This window comes from Streptomyces sp. NPDC044063, from assembly GCF_056434285.1.
Genome location: NZ_JBWKFM010000009.1, coordinates 231,924 through 245,995, shown reverse-complemented (window position 1 = coordinate 245,995; position 14,072 = coordinate 231,924). Strand labels below are relative to the sequence as shown.

The following is a 14,072-nucleotide window of genomic DNA, read 5'->3' as shown; positions in this document are numbered from 1 at the left end:
CCCCCCCCCCCCCCCCCCCCCCCCCCCCCCCCCCCCCCCCCCCCCCCCCCCCCCCCCCCCCCCCCCCCCCCCCCCCCCCCCCCCCCCCCGGCCCCGGTTCACCCGATCAGGCGGCGCCCTGACGCATCCGCAGGAGCGAGGCCACCAGCCGGTCCACGTCGTCCGTGGTGTTGTAGAGCGCGAGCGACGCCCTGGCCGCGGCCTCCACGCCGTAGTGGCGCAGGGAGGGCTGGGCGCAGTGGTGGCCGGCCCGCACGGCGATGCCGTCCCCGTCGAGGTGACGGGCGATGTCCGCCGGGTCCGTGCCCGCGAGGGTGAAGGTCAGCACCGCGATCTTCCCCGGGGCCGAGCCCAGGATCTCCAGCCCCGGCACCTCGCCCAGCGCGCGCTCGGCGTAGCCCAGCAGCGCGTGCTCGTAGGCGGCGACGGCCTCCCGGTCGAAGCCGGTGAGCCAGTCGATGGCCGCGAGCAGCCCGGCGACACCGCCGATGTGGCCGGTCCCGGCCTCGAAGCGGTGCGGCACGGGCGCGTAGGTGCTGCCCGTGAAGTCGACCTGGTCGATCATGTTGCCGCCGCCCTGCCAGGGCGGCATGGACTCCAGCAGCTCCGGCCTGCCGTACAGCGCGCCGATGCCCGTGGGCGCGAACAGCTTGTGCCCGGAGAAGACGTAGAAGTCCGCGCCCAGCTCCCGTACGTCGACGGGGAAGTGCGCCACCGCCTGCGCGCCGTCCACCAGCACCTTGGCGCCGTAGCGGTGGGCGAGCGCCGTCATCTCCCGCACCGGCGGTACGGTGCCCAGCACGTTCGACGCCTGGCTGACGGCGACGAGCTGGGTGCGGTGGGAGAGCAGGCCGGCGAAGGCCTCCTGGTCGATGCTGCCGTCCGGGAGCAGCGGGACGGGCACCAGCCGCGCCCGCTTCTCCTTGGCCAGCAGCTGCCAGGGGACGATGTTCGAGTGGTGCTCCAGACGGGGCACCAGGATCTCGTCGCCGGGGCCGATCGCGGCGCGTCCCCAGGTCTGCGCGACGAGGTTGATCGCCTCCGTGGTGCCCCGGGTGAAGACGATCGCGTCCGGCGATTCCGCGCCGAGGAAACGGGCGACGGCCGCGCGGCCCGCCTCGTAGGTCTCCGTGGCCTCGCGCGCCATGGAGTGGGCGCCGCGGTGGATGTTGGAGTTGCCGGCGCTGTAGTAGCTGCCCAGCGCCTCGATGACCTGGCGCGGCTTCTGGGTCGTGGCGCCGTTGTCGAGCCAGACCAGAGGGTGGCCGTTGACCGTGCGGTGGAGGACGGGGACGTCCCGGCGGGCGGCCTCGGGGTCGAAGCCGGCGCCGGCGCGCGGCGTCGCGGGGGTCTTCGGCGGGGGAGAGGCCGACGGGGCCGGGATCGCCGCGCCGAAGGCGTCGTAGCCGAAGGCGTCGTACGCCCGAACGTCAGGAATAGTCATGGTACTTGGACACCTCGACGTTCTCCAGGACGGCGAGGGCGTCCTCCACCAGCACCGCCGCGTTGAAGTACGCGGTGAGCAGGTACGAGGTGATGGCCTTCTTGTCGGTGCCCATGTTCCGCATGGACAGGCCCGGCTCGACCTCGTCCGGCACGGAGGCCGGGCGCAGGCCGATGACGCCCTGCTCGGCCTCGCCGGTGCGCATCAGCAGGACGCTGGTGGTCCCGGCGGCCCCGGGGCCGGAGAACGGCACCTTGTCGGAGGGCAGCAGCGGTACGCCGCGCCAGGTCAGCAGCGGGCTGCCGAAGCGGGTGTCGATCACCGGCGGCACGCCCCGGCGGGTGCACTCGCGGCCGAAGGCGGCGATGGTCCGCGGGTGGGCGACGAAGTAGCCGGGCCGCTTCCACACCCGGGACAGCAGCTCGTCCATGTCGTCGGGGGTGGGCGCGCCGGTACGGGTCTGGACGCGCTGACCGGGGGCGACATTGTGGAGCAGGCCGAACTCGGGGTGGTTGAGGACCAGCGACTCCTGGCGCTCGCGCAGCGCCTCGATGGTCAGGCCGGCCTGGACCTTCGTCTGGTCCATGGGGGCGCTGTAGAGGTCGGAGACCCGGGTGTGCACGCGCAGCACGGTCTGGGCGAGGCTCATGTGGTACTCGCGCGGCGTGTCCTCGTACTCGACGTATGTGCCCGGGAGTTCGACCTCGCCGGTGTGACCGCCGGCCAGGGCCACCGGCACCTCGGCGCCGGGTACCGGCCCCCGGCCCGCGATGTGGGCGTCGAGGGCGGCGCGCAGCGACGCGTCCCGGGCGGCGATCGCGTCGAGGGCACCGAGCTCCACGGTGAGGGCGACACCGGAGGTGAGCGCCTTGACGCGGAACGGCAAGGGCTGACATCGGGTCCACGCGCCCAGGTCGAAGAACTGGCCGTCGCCGATGACCTCCAGGAGCGCGTCCTGGCCGTAGGGGCCGGTCGTCCGCTTCTCCGCGCGGCCGGTGGCGATCACCCAGAGCCGGTCGCAGGCGGCGCCCTCCTCGGCGAGGACCTGGCCGGGCTCGAAGGACACCTCGGTGAAGGCGCCCGCGAGTTCGGTGAGGAGCTCCTCCTCGGCGCCTCTGAGGAACGGCAGTTCCCGTAGGTCCTCGGGGACGACGCGGTGGGTGCCGCCGTCGCCGAAGCAGCTGATCCGGTCGTCGCCGAGGATGAACGAGCGGCGCCGGTTGACGCGGTAGACACCGGACTCGACGTCGACCCAGGGCAGGGCCCGCAGCAGGTAGCGGGGCGTGATGCCGCGCATCTGCGGGGTGGTCTTGGTGGTCGTGGCCAACTGCCGTGCGGCGTCGGGCGCGAGACTGAGGCGATCGTTCACGGCGTCCTCCTCGGTAGGGCCGCGGGATGGTCCCGCGGTCGATGACCGATCGTCCGTTCGGTCGGGACGCGGGACAAGGGTCGTACGCCGGACAGGCGTCCGGAAACGATCGCCCCGGGACCGGCGGGGCGGCCGGCCGCGGTGCCGCCACCGCCGGGGACGGGCCGGCCGGCCGGCGGGAGACGGCCGGAACCGGTCGGCGGGGGGCCGATCCACGCGCCCCGGCGGGCCGCGCGGCGGTCCAAAGACGGCGCGAAGCGCTCTTCCGTCGGCCAGCACCGGCACCGGCGCCGTCCGCGCGACCCGGCTCCGGTCCGCCGCCGACCGCGCTGACCGCGCTGACCGCGCCGACCGCGCCGACCGCGCCGGGCGGGGCGGCGGTGTGCGCCGGGGTCCGGGCCGGGGGACCATCGGCGTATGGATCAGGAACACCCCCTTCGCCTCGCCCAGCGGCCCGAGGCCGACGCGCTGCTCTCCCGGAGCCCGCTGGCCGCTCTCGTCGGGATGCTGCTGGATCAGCAGATCCCCATGGAATGGGCGTTCACCGGCCCGTACACCCTCGTCGAGCGGCTCGGCGGGGACGACCTGGACGCCCATGAGATCGCGGCGTACGACCCCGAGGCGTTCACGGAGCTGTGCGCCCGCAAGCCGGCGGTGCACCGTTATCCGGGCTCCATGGCCGGGCGGATCCAGAAGCTGTGCCAGTACCTGGTCGAGCACTACGACGGCGAGGCGAGCGCGGTCTGGCGCGACGCGGCCGACGGCGCGGAGCTGCTGAAGCGCCTCGTGGCGCTGCCCGGCTTCGGCCGGCAGAAGGCGCAGATCTTCCTGGCGCTGCTGGGCAAGCGGCTCGGGGTGCGGCCCGCCGGGTGGCGGGAGGCCGCGGGGGCGTACGGCGAGGAGGGCTCGTACCGCTCGGTGGCCGACATCACCGGTCCCGGGTCCCTGGAGAAGGTCCGTGCCTTCAAGCAGGAGGCGAAGCGCGCGGCGAAGGCCGCGAAAGCCGCCGAAGCCGACTGAAGCCGACTGAAGCCAGCTGAAGCCGACTGAAGTATCCGATAAGCGCTGAAGTCGGCGCGTCGCGGGGACCGGGACGGGCACCCGCCGGGACACTGTCCCCCATGACCAGCGCCAAAGCTTTCCTCCGGGGTGGTCCGGACGAGCTGCCCCAGCGGATCGTCCCGATCACTCCGCCCGGCAATGAGCTGAAGATCAAGTTCAGGGGCGGCTACGAGCACTTCAAGGCCACCCCCCGGCACGAGGACACGGTCGAGGGCCGGCTGCCCGTCTACGAGTGGTGGGAGCGCACCGAGATCGCCGAATAGCCCGGTGGCGGGCCCGGGGAGGGTGGATTCCGGGCCCGCGGCAGGGGGGTCGTCGCACATGGGTGCCATGTGTCACTCCCGGTATGCGGCTGATTGTCGCCTTCGCACTCCCGCGCCATGGCTGCGCTCGGAGCCACCGGCCCGGTAGGCTTTCCGTGTGATCTTCAAGCGCATCGGAAACGGGCGGCCGTACCCCGACCACGGCCGGGAAAGCACCCGCCAGTGGGCGGATGTTGCCCCTCGCCCGGTACGCCTGGACCAGTTGGTGACCACCAAGCAGCAGCTCGACCTCGAGACGCTGCTCGCGGAGGACTCGACGTTCTACGGCGACCTGTTCGCCCACGTCGTGAAGTGGCGGGGCGACCTCTATCTGGAGGACGGGCTGCACCGCGCCGTGCGCGCCGCCCTCCAGCAGCGCCAGGTGCTCCACGCCCGCGTCCTCGAACTCGACTGACCGGCGACCGGCCGGCATCGAGCAGCGACCGGCCGGCGACCGGCCGGTGATCGAGCGGCGACCGGCCGGTGATCGAGCGGCGATCGACCGGTCGTCCGCGCGGCTATTGACCCTTTTGGGTTGGCGTCCGCGCAACCCATTGATCATCTAGTAGGCAGCGGGTCCCCCCGGCACTACGCTGCGCCCATGAGCATGCTCACGCCTCCCGGCATGGGTGGTAAGTACCGCATTACGGGCAATCGCTACCCGCACATGCGCCGCCCCCGGAACCGCCGCAGGATCGTGCTCGGCGTGGTGGCCGCGACGGCCGTCCTCGGGCTGGCCGGTTGGGGGACGCTCCAGCTCGTCGACGTCTTCTCCGGTGGCCGGTCGGAACGGACCGAAGCGGCCTCGCAGCAGCGGAAGGGCGCCGGGGACTGCAAGGGCGCCCCGGGCGCCCGCGCGCCCGGCCGCCGGGCCCCCGCCGAGCTGCCCAAGCCCGGCGACATCACCGTCAACGTCTACAACGCCACCCCGCGCGGCGGACTCGCCAAGATCACCGCCGATGAGCTGGAACGCCGCGGCTTCCGCATCGGCCGGGTGGACAACGCCGACACCACCTACGACAAGAAGGTCGGCGGCACGGGGCTGCTGCTGGGGCCCCAGGCGGCCGTGGACGGCGCGCTGAAGGTGCTCGCCACCCAGCTCGCCGGCGCCGAGATCAAGGGCGACCAGCGGGAGGGCCAGGACGTGGACCTCGTCCTCGGCGACAAGTACACCGCGCTGGCGGGCAAGGAGGAGGCCGACAAGGCGCTGGCCGCGCTCACGCGGCCGCCGCAGCCGTCTCCGCGGCCGTCCGCCTCGCAGTGCTGAGCGCGCCGCCGGAAGGCCGGTGAGTCGACCGCGGGCGCGGTGGTGGCCGGTCGCGCGGTTCGCCGCGTCCCTGTGCGGCGGCGCCGGCAGGCCCTCAGGGGGCCCGCCGGCGCCGGTCATGAAGGGGAAGGCCCCGCGGGTCAGCCCGCGGTGCCGTACATCCGGTCGCCGGCGTCGCCGAGGCCCGGGACGATGTAGCCGTGCTCGTTGAGGCGCTCGTCGACCGAGGCCGTCACGACGGTCACCGGCGCGCCCTCGAGCTCGCGCTCCATGACCTCGACGCCCTCCGGCGCGGCCAGCAGGCACAGCGCGGTCACGTCGTCGGCACCGCGGGCGATCAGCTCGTTGATCGCCGCGACCAGGGTGCCGCCGGTGGCGAGCATCGGGTCCAGGACGTAGACCTGGCGGCCGGAGAGGTCGTCCGGCATGCGGGTCGCGTAGGTCTCCGCCTTGAGGGTCTCCTCGTTGCGGATCATGCCCAGGAAGCCGACCTCGGCCGTGGGCAGCAGCCGGACCATGCCGTCGAGCATGCCCAGACCGGCCCGGAGGATCGGCACCACGAGCGGGCGCGGGTGCGAGAGCCGGACGCCCGTGGTCCGGGTGACCGGGGTCTCGATGCTGACCTGCTCGGTACGCACGTCGCGCGTGGCCTCGTAGGCGAGCAGGGTGACCAGCTCGTCGCAGAGGCGACGGAAGGTGGGGGAATCGGTGCGCTGGTCGCGCAGGGTGGTGAGCTTGTGAGCCACCAGGGGGTGGTCGACGACGTGGATCCGCATGACACCGACATTAACCGAGCATGACCGCCCCAGCTCCCGCCCGGGTCCGCCCGGGGTGCGTGGGATGTCCGTCCCGTGTCCCTCCCCGTGTCCTTCCGCTGTCTGTCGCAGCCCTGGCGTCAAACCACCACTTAGGGGGAAAGTGGGCACGTACGCCTGGCCCGCCGCCGGGCGAGGACCTCGGCACGAGGTGGTGCTGCCCATGGCCGGTCAGGAACAACGCGGACCCCGTACCCCCGGGCGGACCCGGGCTGGAGCCGCGGCGGAGGACGCCGCGGAGAGCGCCGAGGACCGCCGGCGCAGACGAGCCCAGTTCCTCCGCGAACTGAACGAGGCCAAGGAGCTGCGCGACCGTGTCCAGCCCCGGCGCGCCCGGGCGGCGCGTATGCGCCAACAGATGCGGATGAGGACGTTCCGCTGGTGACGCCGCCCGCCGCGCGGCCATCGCGTGAGCGACATCTCTTCGGACTGCTGCACGACGCAGCGCGGAAGACCTCTCGCGACGCCCGGCTTTCTGCCACGATTCCGAGTGGGCGGGGTGGTCCCCGTCCGACCGGCACCGCCTATGACCAGTGGGAGAGTCACGGTGTACTTCGCCGCATTGCTCGCACGCACCGACGACGGGTGGCAAGCGAGCGACACAGAACTCGACAACGTGGAAACCCTGTCCGATCTCGTCGACCTCGCGCGGGAGAGCGCGGTCGACGACGACACGGTCCTGGTGCTCATCGAGCAGGAGGACGCCTGGTTCGGCGTCGTCCGGGTGGACGGTGAGGACGACCCCCGGATCTACGTCTCGAACGCCGTCATCGCCAACCGCAGCTCGTACGGGGCGATGCTCGTCGACGAGCTCCTCGGCCGCGACGAGAGCGGGGCCGACGATCTGGACACCCTCGACCTCGACGGCACCGAGGACGGCGAACCCGAGCCGGAGGAGGACGAGGGCGACGACGGGGCGGCCGCCTCCGTCGCGCCCAGCGGCCCGCTGGGCGACGGCCGGCTGCTGGAGGACCTCGGGGTGAGCGAGAAGGAGCTCCTGGCGCTGGAGGGGGACGCCCTCAGCGACATCACCGATTCCCTCGGCTGCACCGACATCCTGGAGGCCGTCCGCTGACGGACCCCGGGCGGGGGTCACCCACACTGGTGCCATGAACGCAGCCGTCCGAGACAGCACGCCCGACCCCGTACGCGATCCCTGGCGCGCCCCGATGCGGGCCGCCCTCCAGGAGGCCGTACGGGCGCCGGACACCGGCGACGTGCCGGTGGGCGCCGTCGTGCTGGCTCCGGACGGCTCCGTCATCGGCCGCGGTCGCAACGAGCGCGAGGCCACCGGCGACCCCACCGGCCACGCGGAGGTCCTCGCGATCCGCGAGGCCGCGCGGGCCGTCGGCGAGTGGCGGCTGTCGGGCTGCACGCTGGTCGTCACGCTGGAGCCGTGCACGATGTGCGCGGGCGCCATCGTCCTCTCCCGCCTGGAGCGCGTCGTCTACGGCGCCGTCGACGAGAAGGCCGGGGCGGCCGGCTCCCTCTGGGACGTCGTCCGCGACCGCCGGCTCAACCACCGCCCCGAGGTGATCACCGGCGTGCTGGCCGACGACTGCGCCGAGCTGCTCACCCGCTTCTTCCGCGACCGGTGACCAGCACCACACCCCCACGGGCCCGACCGGATTTCAGACCACGGCCACCCGTCCGCTAAGCTCTCTCTCGGTAGCGTGTCCGAGCGGCCTAAGGAGCACGCCTCGAAAGCGTGTGTGGGGGCAACTCCACCGTGGGTTCAAATCCCACCGCTACCGCCAGCAGAAACCGTCCCCGACCGCGGAAACGCGGCCGGGGACGGTTTTTTGTCATGCGCCCCCGGCCGGAGGTGCTCAGACGTTCAGGTGGGCGTTGACCGCTCGCGCGGCGTCGGCGAGCGCGGGGATCTCCACGACCTCGACCCCGGCCTGTTCCAGCAGTTCGACGCCCGTGCAGTCGGCCACGAACAACGACGGCTCCCGCCAGGCGAGGACGACACGGGGGATGCCGGAGCCGAGCACGAGGTGGCTGCAGGCGCGGGGGCGCGAGGCGCGTACGGAGCACGGTTCGAGGGAGCTGTAGAGGGTGGCGCCGGCGAGGCGCGGGTCGTCGGGGGAGATCTTGGCCAGCGCGGCCTCCTCGGCGTGCTCCAGCGGGTGGCCCTCGCGGCTGTGGCCGCGGGCGAGCTCCGTGCCGTCGGCGGCGACGATGACGGCGCCGACGGAGTAGGCGGTGGTGGACGGCGGACAGGCGCGGGCCAGCTCGACAGCGATTCCGAGCCAGGCGCCGTCGACGCCGGCGGTGGCGCTCGGGTCGCCGGTGGCGGGGCCGTGGGCGGGGGGCTTCGGGGTCATGCGGGGGTCCTCTCCTTGGTCGCGTAGCGCAACAGCACGATGTCTCCGACGGTTTCGGCGCCCAGCAGGGTCAGCCGCCGGGCCGGGCCGCCGGGGTAGTCGGCGGGGCCCAGGAAGCGCGGGGCGCCCGGCTGGCCGACGAGTTGGGGGGCGACGGCGAGGTGGAGCTCGTCGGCCAGGCCCTGGGCGAGGAAGCGGGTGTGGACGCCGCTGCCGCCCTCGACCATCAGTCGTCGGACACCGCGCGCGGCGAGGTCGTCGAGCACGGCGGCGTAGTCGAGCCGGGGGCCGGTGGCGACGACGTCGACGCCTCCTTCGGGGTCGTCGAGGTCGTGGAGGCTGTCGAGGCCGTGGAGGCCGTCGAGGTTGTGGAGGCCTTCGAGGTCGTCGAGGCGTTCGCGGGCCACGGTGGCGCCGGCGTCGGTGGTGTAGACGACCTTGGCGCCGCCGCAGTGCCAGAACCGCAGCCGGGGGTCCAGGTCGCCGCCGGCGGTGACGACGACCTTCAGGGGGTGTTCGGGGCGTCCGGCGGCCACCCGGTCCGCCCGCCGGACGGGGTCGTTGACGAGCAGACGGGGGTTGTCGGCGCGCAGGGTGCCGCCGCCGACCAGGATGGCGTCCGAGGCGGCGCGGACCCGGTCCACCCGGTCCAGGTCCTCGGGGCCGGAGAGCATCAGCCGCTCCGGTGAGGCGTCGTCGATGTGGCCGTCGATCGAGACGGCGACGCTCAGTAACACGTGGGGGCGCGCGTACGGACGCGTAGGTGAGGCTGGCCGGAAATTGTCGGATGACGACTGAATGTTCATGTGTCCGATCCGATGTCAGCGCGAAAATCGAGGGTTTCGGAAGTCGGCGGTATGGGAACCGGCGACCGGGCTCGGCCGTGAAGGCGGCTGGAATCAGCCATAGTTGCTCCGGTGATGTGATGCAGGACACAAACGGTACGGCGAATTGATTGGCCGACCTATGGTGATCATGCCTACATAACCCCGCCGTGTACACCGCTGAGTACATCGCCGTGTCCGCCGGGGTTTTGGCTGGTCGGACCTGTGTAAATAGTGGGAGACTGACAGTGAATAAGGTCAGCGAAATGGAGCAGGAGTATCCGACCTCCGCTCTGGTCGCCGTTCGCAGCAGCACCCGGGTTCCGCTGGAGATCGGGCTCGAAGCCCCGGTGGAGTCGGAAATCATCACCTTCGAGGGCCTGGCCGACGGACGCGAGCACCTCGCGATCCGGCTGGGCGAAGCGGATGCCGGCGTACCCCTGGTACGACTGCACTCCGAGTGCCTGACCGGGGACGTTCTGGGCTCGCTCCGCTGTGACTGCGGCCCGCAGCTCCGCGAGGCGCTCGCCCGGATCCACGAGCGCGGCGGCTACCTGCTGTATCTGCGCCAGGAAGGGCGCGGTATCGGCCTCTACAACAAGCTGGACGCCTACCGTCTCCAGGACGAGGGGTACGACACCTATCAGGCCAATATTCGGCTGGGACGCGGTGCCGACGAGCGGAATTACCTCGCGGCGGCCCAGATGCTGAAGTGCGTGGGTGCCCAGGAAATCGATCTGCTCTCCAATAACCCGGACAAGGCGGCCCAGCTCACCGAGCTCGGCATCCGGGTGCGCGACAGCATTTCGACGGGCGCGCATGTGAATCCCAGCAATTACCGGTATCTGGAGGCCAAGGTCTCCGAGACGAACCATGCCATTGATCTTGGAAGGGTGACCCTGTGATCCGCCATCGCGGGCCCATCAGCGGCATCGCCGCCCTGCACAACACCTATGTGGCCACCGCCGGCTACGACAACCAGGTCATCCTGTGGAACGCCGCGGACAAGCGCCCCCTCGCCCGCAGCCAGCACGACCACCTCGCCAACCAGGTGACGTTCAGCCCCGACGGGAAGTTCCTCGTCACCTCCTCCAGCGACTACACCGCCCGGCTGTGGTCCCTGCCCGACCTCAAGCTCCTCGCCGTCCTGTCGGACCACGAGGACGACGTGGAGATGTCGGTCTTCCATCCCTCCCGGGAGCTGATCGCCACCGCCTCCCGCGACCACCGGGTGCGGGTGTACGGCTTCGACGGTGTCGTGCGCGCCACGTTCGAGGGGCACACCGCCGACGTCATCTCCGTCGTCTGGGCCGGTGACGACGAGATCGTCTCCTCCAGCGACGACGGCACCATCAAGCGCTGGTCCCTGGCCTCCGGCGGCATCGTCGCGGACATCGACCTCGGCGGCGTGGAGACCGACACCGTCGCCCTGGCCTCCAACGGCACCGTCTACGCCGGCAACGACGACGGCGAGATCGTCATCGTGACCGACGAGGGCACGAGCACCCGCCCCGCCCACGACGCCGGCATCAAGCGCCTGGTCTACAACGGCGCCCGCGAACTGCTGGTGAGCCTCAGCTACGACCGCACCCTGCGCGTCTGGGACACCTCCGCCGGCCTCGCTCCCGTGGCCTCCTCCTCGCTGCCCAGCGACGTCTGGCCGCGCTCCTGCGCCTTCCTCGACGACACCACGCTGGTCTTCGCGACCTTCGGCTCGTCGTACGCGACCTACCGCATCGAGGACGAGAAGTGGGACCTCGCCGGCGTGGAGCCCACCCAGGGCGCCAACGCCGTGATCACCCACGAGGGCACCACCCTGACCATCGGCGACGCCGGCATCCTGTGGCAGGACGGCACCGAGCGCGCCCGCACGGGCAGCCTGTGCAACTTCCTCACCCCCGTGGGCGACCGGGTCGTCACCGGCGGCCAGATGGGCACCGTCTTCGACGCCTTCACCGGCAAGGTGCTCCACCAGCACCGCTCGCCGCTGAACTGCGGCGCCGCCTTCGTCCGCGACGGCCGCCCGCACGTGGTCGTCGGCACCTACACCGGCGAGGGCCTGGTCTTCTCCCTCACCGACGAGGGCGAGTTCCGCCACGAGGCGACGCTCCCGCTGCACGGCAACGCGGTCAAGGGCGTAGCCGTCGCCGGCGACGTCATCTTCTCCGTGTGCGCCGACGCCGAGGCCGCCTGGTTCTCCACCGGCACGCTCACCGAGATCGCCCGCGTCGGTGAGGCGCACGACCGCATCGCCAACGGCTGCGTGGGCTTCGCGGACGGCGAGTTCGCCAGCGTCAGCCGCGACCTGAAGCTGCGGATCTGGACCGGCACCGAGGCCGAGGTCGTGGACACCCCCCACGACCACTCGATCAAAAGCGTGAGCGCCTCCACCGACGGTCGCTTCATCGCCACCGGCGCCTACAACGGCCTGGTCGCGATCTACGACCGCGAGGCCGCGGCCTGGACCACCGTGGTGCGCCCCACCACGGCCGGCATCTCCTCCCTCCACTACGACGCCGCCGAGCGCGTCTTCCTCGCCAGCTCCTACGAGGGCGACGCCCATCGCATCACCCCGGGGCAGGCGTGACCGCCCCGGTGACGCCCCCGGTCACGCTGACGGCCAACCCCAACACCCTGGACGACCGGGAGGCGATGGGACTGCCCCGTTCCTTCGTCTCCCGGCTCGACCGGGCCGCGCTCGCCGAGGCCCACCGGGCCCTGGCGGGCCGGTCCCCCGACGAGCTGGCCGCCGTCGCCGAGGACGCCGGGCGCCCGTTCGCCGAACGCCACGCGGCCGGCGGCCTGCTGGCCCTGCTGGGCGACCCTCGCATCCGCCCCCTCGATCCGGCCATGAACGACGTCCCGGCGGCCCGGGTCCGCCTCGGCCTCGCCGAGGAGAGCGTGGAGGCCGTGACCGCGGCCTGGCGCCACGTCGGCGTGCTGTCCGAGTGGATCGCCAAGGAGTGCCCCCGGTACGAGGTGGACATCGCCGCCTTCCGTATCGCCCGCTACCCCGTGACCAACGCGGAGTACCGGCTCTTCGCGGAGGAGACCGGCACCCCCTGGCTCCCCACCTCCTGGCAGTTCGGCGCCTACCCCGAGCACCTCGCCAACCACCCGGTGTGGACCGTGCCCCCGGAGGCCGCGGACGCCTACGCCCGGTGGCTGTCCGAGCGCACCGGCCGCGCCTTCCGGCTGCCCACCGAGGCCGAGTGGGAGTACGCGGCCTCCGGCGGGGACGGCCGCGCCTACCCCTGGGGCGAGGACTTCCGCCCCGAACTGTCCAACACCGTGGAGCAGGGCCCGCTGACCACCACGCCCGTCGGCATCTACCCCGGCGGCCGGGCCCCGTTCGGCAGCGACGACATGGCGGGCAACGTCGAGGAGTACGTCGCCGACGACTACGGCCCCTACCCGGGCGGGAGCGCGATCGACGACGACCTGCTCCTGAACGAGGGCGCCTACCGGGTCGCCCGTGGCGGCAGCTTCACCCGCTTCGGAGACCTGGCCCGCTGCCGGCGCCGACACGGCTGGTACCGCAAGCCCATCTACGCCATGGGCTTCCGACTCGCGGAGACACCATGACCCCCACCTCCGGCCCCCTCGCCACCCCCGGCCCGGAGGCCCTCGAGGCACCCTTCTCCCTCGACGGCCGGACCGGGGACGGCGCGGACACCGTGGACTACGCGGCCCTGGAGCGGCGCCACCCCGCGTATGCGCGGTTCGCCGCCGCCCTGGGCGACACCCCCCTGATACCGGTGCCCGGGCCGGACGGCGGCGCGACCGTTCTCGCCAAGTGCGAGTGGGAGAACCCCGTCGGCTCGATCAAGGACCGGGTGGCCTACGCCCTGCTGGGCAGCGCCCTGCACCGGCACGGCGACCGCCCGCTCGACGAGCTGCGCGTCCTCGAGTACTCCGGGGGCAACCTCGCCAAGGCCCTGTCCCACCTGTGCGCGGAACTGGGCGTCAGGGCACGCTTCGTGCTCTCCTCGGCCAGCCCCCGCAGCCTTCTCGAGATGCTCGCCGCGCGTGGTGCCGAAGTCGACCTCGTCGACAAGGAGCGCGGCTTCCTGGAGGTCGTCCGCACGACCTTGGAGATCGCCGCCGAGGACAGCGGCTGGACGCTGCTCTATCAGCACCGGAACCCGGCCAACCTGCTGCTGCAGGAGCGGACCACCGGCGCGGAGATCGTCCGGCAGCTCGCGGAGCTCCCCGGTGCGCCCCGCCCGGACGCCTGGGTGGCCTCCATCGGCACCGGCGGCACCCTCGTGGGCGTCCTGCGGGCGCTGCGGGCCCACCACCCCGGGGTGCGGGCCGTGGGCGTCACGCCGGAGGAGTTTCCGTACGGCAGCGATCAGCCGCCCAACGGCCTGCCGAAGTACGCCGGTTCGGGTGGCATGGGACATGGCATCCGACAGCCTTTCGTGATGTTGCACGACGACGAGATCGAGCACCGGTCGGTCTCGTATCCCCGCGCCCTGGAGGGCATGGCGGAGTTCTTCGACCTCACGGGTGTGCGCATCGGCAGCTCGGCCGCGGCCAACTGGCTGACGGCCAGGGCCGTGGCGGCGTCGCTGCCGTCGTCCGCCACGGTCGTCACCGTGCTCCCCGACGCCGGAACGCCGGAGGAGTGGGAGCGGATAGGCAGGGGTGAGTGAC

General features: G+C 72.5%; 16 protein-coding genes and 1 tRNA gene. 12 read left to right on the top strand and 5 right to left on the bottom strand.

The genetic code is table 11. The features are described from left to right. Positions 1–106: 106 nt before the first annotated feature. Both AC07BS_RS14670 and AC07BS_RS14665 read right to left on the bottom strand, forming a co-directional pair. A complete protein-coding gene (locus tag AC07BS_RS14670; RefSeq protein WP_478645447.1) occupies positions 107–1,444 on the bottom strand; it encodes a SufS family cysteine desulfurase in 1,338 nt (445 codons plus the stop codon). Further along, the gene (locus AC07BS_RS14665) at positions 1,431–2,813 is read right to left on the bottom strand and encodes a family 2B encapsulin nanocompartment shell protein (protein ID WP_478645450.1); all 1,383 of its coding nucleotides are present in this window, start codon (positions 2,811–2,813) and stop codon (positions 1,431–1,433) included. Before AC07BS_RS14665 ends, AC07BS_RS14670 begins: the two co-directional genes overlap by 14 nt. 417 nt (positions 2,814–3,230) lie before the next feature. On the opposite strand from AC07BS_RS14665, the gene AC07BS_RS14660 reads away from it, so the two are divergent. From AC07BS_RS14660 to AC07BS_RS14645, 4 genes are all read left to right on the top strand, one after another. Continuing rightward, on the top strand, positions 3,231–3,833 hold the full coding sequence (locus tag AC07BS_RS14660; RefSeq protein ID WP_478932356.1) for an HhH-GPD-type base excision DNA repair protein: 603 nt from the start codon (positions 3,231–3,233) through the stop codon (positions 3,831–3,833). A gap of 101 nt (positions 3,834–3,934) precedes the next feature. Continuing rightward, the gene (locus tag AC07BS_RS14655) at positions 3,935–4,138 is read left to right on the top strand and encodes a DUF5988 family protein (RefSeq protein WP_478645455.1); all 204 of its coding nucleotides are present in this window, start codon (positions 3,935–3,937) and stop codon (positions 4,136–4,138) included. 157 nt (positions 4,139–4,295) lie between these two features. Further along, on the top strand, positions 4,296–4,592 hold the full coding sequence (locus AC07BS_RS14650; protein WP_004929488.1) for a type II toxin-antitoxin system VapB family antitoxin: 297 nt from the start codon (positions 4,296–4,298) through the stop codon (positions 4,590–4,592). Positions 4,593–4,778: 186 nt separating this feature from the next. Next, entirely contained in the window at positions 4,779–5,444 is a 666-nt protein-coding gene (locus AC07BS_RS14645; RefSeq protein WP_478645458.1) for a LytR C-terminal domain-containing protein, read from the top strand. A gap of 140 nt (positions 5,445–5,584) precedes the next feature. Here AC07BS_RS14645 and upp read toward each other — a convergent pair whose 3' ends face one another. Further along, positions 5,585–6,220, bottom strand: a complete 636-nt coding sequence (gene upp / locus AC07BS_RS14640; protein ID WP_478645459.1) for a uracil phosphoribosyltransferase — start codon at positions 6,218–6,220, stop codon at positions 5,585–5,587. A gap of 202 nt (positions 6,221–6,422) precedes the next feature. On the opposite strand from upp, the gene AC07BS_RS14635 reads away from it, so the two are divergent. From AC07BS_RS14635 to AC07BS_RS14620, 4 genes are all read left to right on the top strand, one after another. Next, a complete protein-coding gene (locus AC07BS_RS14635) occupies positions 6,423–6,644 on the top strand; it encodes a hypothetical protein (RefSeq protein WP_478645461.1) in 222 nt (73 codons plus the stop codon). A gap of 162 nt (positions 6,645–6,806) precedes the next feature. Beyond that, positions 6,807–7,334: a tRNA adenosine deaminase-associated protein gene (locus AC07BS_RS14630; protein ID WP_478645463.1), complete on the top strand. Its 528-nt coding sequence runs from the start codon at positions 6,807–6,809 to the stop codon at positions 7,332–7,334. Positions 7,335–7,368: 34 nt separating this feature from the next. Then, on the top strand, positions 7,369–7,857 hold the full coding sequence (gene tadA / locus AC07BS_RS14625) for a tRNA adenosine(34) deaminase TadA (protein WP_478932352.1): 489 nt from the start codon (positions 7,369–7,371) through the stop codon (positions 7,855–7,857). Positions 7,858–7,926: 69 nt separating this feature from the next. Then, positions 7,927–8,016: transfer RNA gene (locus AC07BS_RS14620), tRNA-Ser, on the top strand. 72 nt (positions 8,017–8,088) lie between these two features. Here the strand turns inward: AC07BS_RS14620 and AC07BS_RS14615 are convergent. Together AC07BS_RS14615 and AC07BS_RS14610 are read right to left on the bottom strand one after the other, a co-directional pair. Continuing rightward, positions 8,089–8,589 (bottom strand): cytidine/deoxycytidylate deaminase family protein, encoded by a 501-nt coding sequence (locus AC07BS_RS14615; RefSeq protein WP_478932350.1) that lies wholly within the window; start codon positions 8,587–8,589, stop codon positions 8,089–8,091. Further along, entirely contained in the window at positions 8,586–9,326 is a 741-nt protein-coding gene (locus tag AC07BS_RS14610; RefSeq protein WP_478932348.1) for a RibD family protein, read from the bottom strand. Before AC07BS_RS14610 ends, AC07BS_RS14615 begins: the two co-directional genes overlap by 4 nt. Positions 9,327–9,679: 353 nt before the next feature. Between AC07BS_RS14610 and AC07BS_RS14605 the strand changes: the two genes are divergently transcribed. From AC07BS_RS14605 to AC07BS_RS14590, 4 genes are read left to right on the top strand one after another with little or no spacing between them, the layout of a single operon-like run. Beyond that, a complete protein-coding gene (locus AC07BS_RS14605) occupies positions 9,680–10,318 on the top strand; it encodes a GTP cyclohydrolase II (RefSeq protein WP_478645473.1) in 639 nt (212 codons plus the stop codon). After that, positions 10,315–12,000 (top strand): WD40 repeat domain-containing protein, encoded by a 1,686-nt coding sequence (locus AC07BS_RS14600; protein WP_478645475.1) that lies wholly within the window; start codon positions 10,315–10,317, stop codon positions 11,998–12,000. The genes AC07BS_RS14605 and AC07BS_RS14600 overlap by 4 nt, the downstream gene beginning before the upstream one ends. After that, positions 11,997–12,998, top strand: a complete 1,002-nt coding sequence (locus AC07BS_RS14595; RefSeq protein WP_478645477.1) for a formylglycine-generating enzyme family protein — start codon at positions 11,997–11,999, stop codon at positions 12,996–12,998. Before AC07BS_RS14600 ends, AC07BS_RS14595 begins: the two co-directional genes overlap by 4 nt. Further along, positions 12,995–14,071 carry a PLP-dependent cysteine synthase family protein gene (locus AC07BS_RS14590; protein WP_478932345.1) on the top strand — a complete coding sequence of 359 codons (1,077 nt, stop codon included), beginning with the start codon at positions 12,995–12,997 and terminating at the stop codon, positions 14,069–14,071. Before AC07BS_RS14595 ends, AC07BS_RS14590 begins: the two co-directional genes overlap by 4 nt. Position 14,072 lies beyond the last annotated feature (1 nt).

Coding starts and splice junctions, on each gene's coding strand:
- AC07BS_RS14645 (WP_478645458.1), top strand. CDS start 4,779: ATGAGCATGCTCACGCCTCCCGGCATGGGTGGTAAGTACCGCATTACG.
- AC07BS_RS14590 (WP_478932345.1), top strand. CDS start 12,995: ATGACCCCCACCTCCGGCCCCCTCGCCACCCCCGGCCCGGAGGCCCTC.
- AC07BS_RS14655 (WP_478645455.1), top strand. CDS start 3,935: ATGACCAGCGCCAAAGCTTTCCTCCGGGGTGGTCCGGACGAGCTGCCC.
- upp (WP_478645459.1), bottom strand. CDS start 6,220: ATGCGGATCCACGTCGTCGACCACCCCCTGGTGGCTCACAAGCTCACC.
- AC07BS_RS14670 (WP_478645447.1), bottom strand. CDS start 1,444: ATGACTATTCCTGACGTTCGGGCGTACGACGCCTTCGGCTACGACGCC.
- AC07BS_RS14615 (WP_478932350.1), bottom strand. CDS start 8,589: ATGACCCCGAAGCCCCCCGCCCACGGCCCCGCCACCGGCGACCCGAGC.
- tadA (WP_478932352.1), top strand. CDS start 7,369: ATGAACGCAGCCGTCCGAGACAGCACGCCCGACCCCGTACGCGATCCC.
- AC07BS_RS14660 (WP_478932356.1), top strand. CDS start 3,231: ATGGATCAGGAACACCCCCTTCGCCTCGCCCAGCGGCCCGAGGCCGAC.
- AC07BS_RS14605 (WP_478645473.1), top strand. CDS start 9,680: ATGGAGCAGGAGTATCCGACCTCCGCTCTGGTCGCCGTTCGCAGCAGC.
- AC07BS_RS14635 (WP_478645461.1), top strand. CDS start 6,423: ATGGCCGGTCAGGAACAACGCGGACCCCGTACCCCCGGGCGGACCCGG.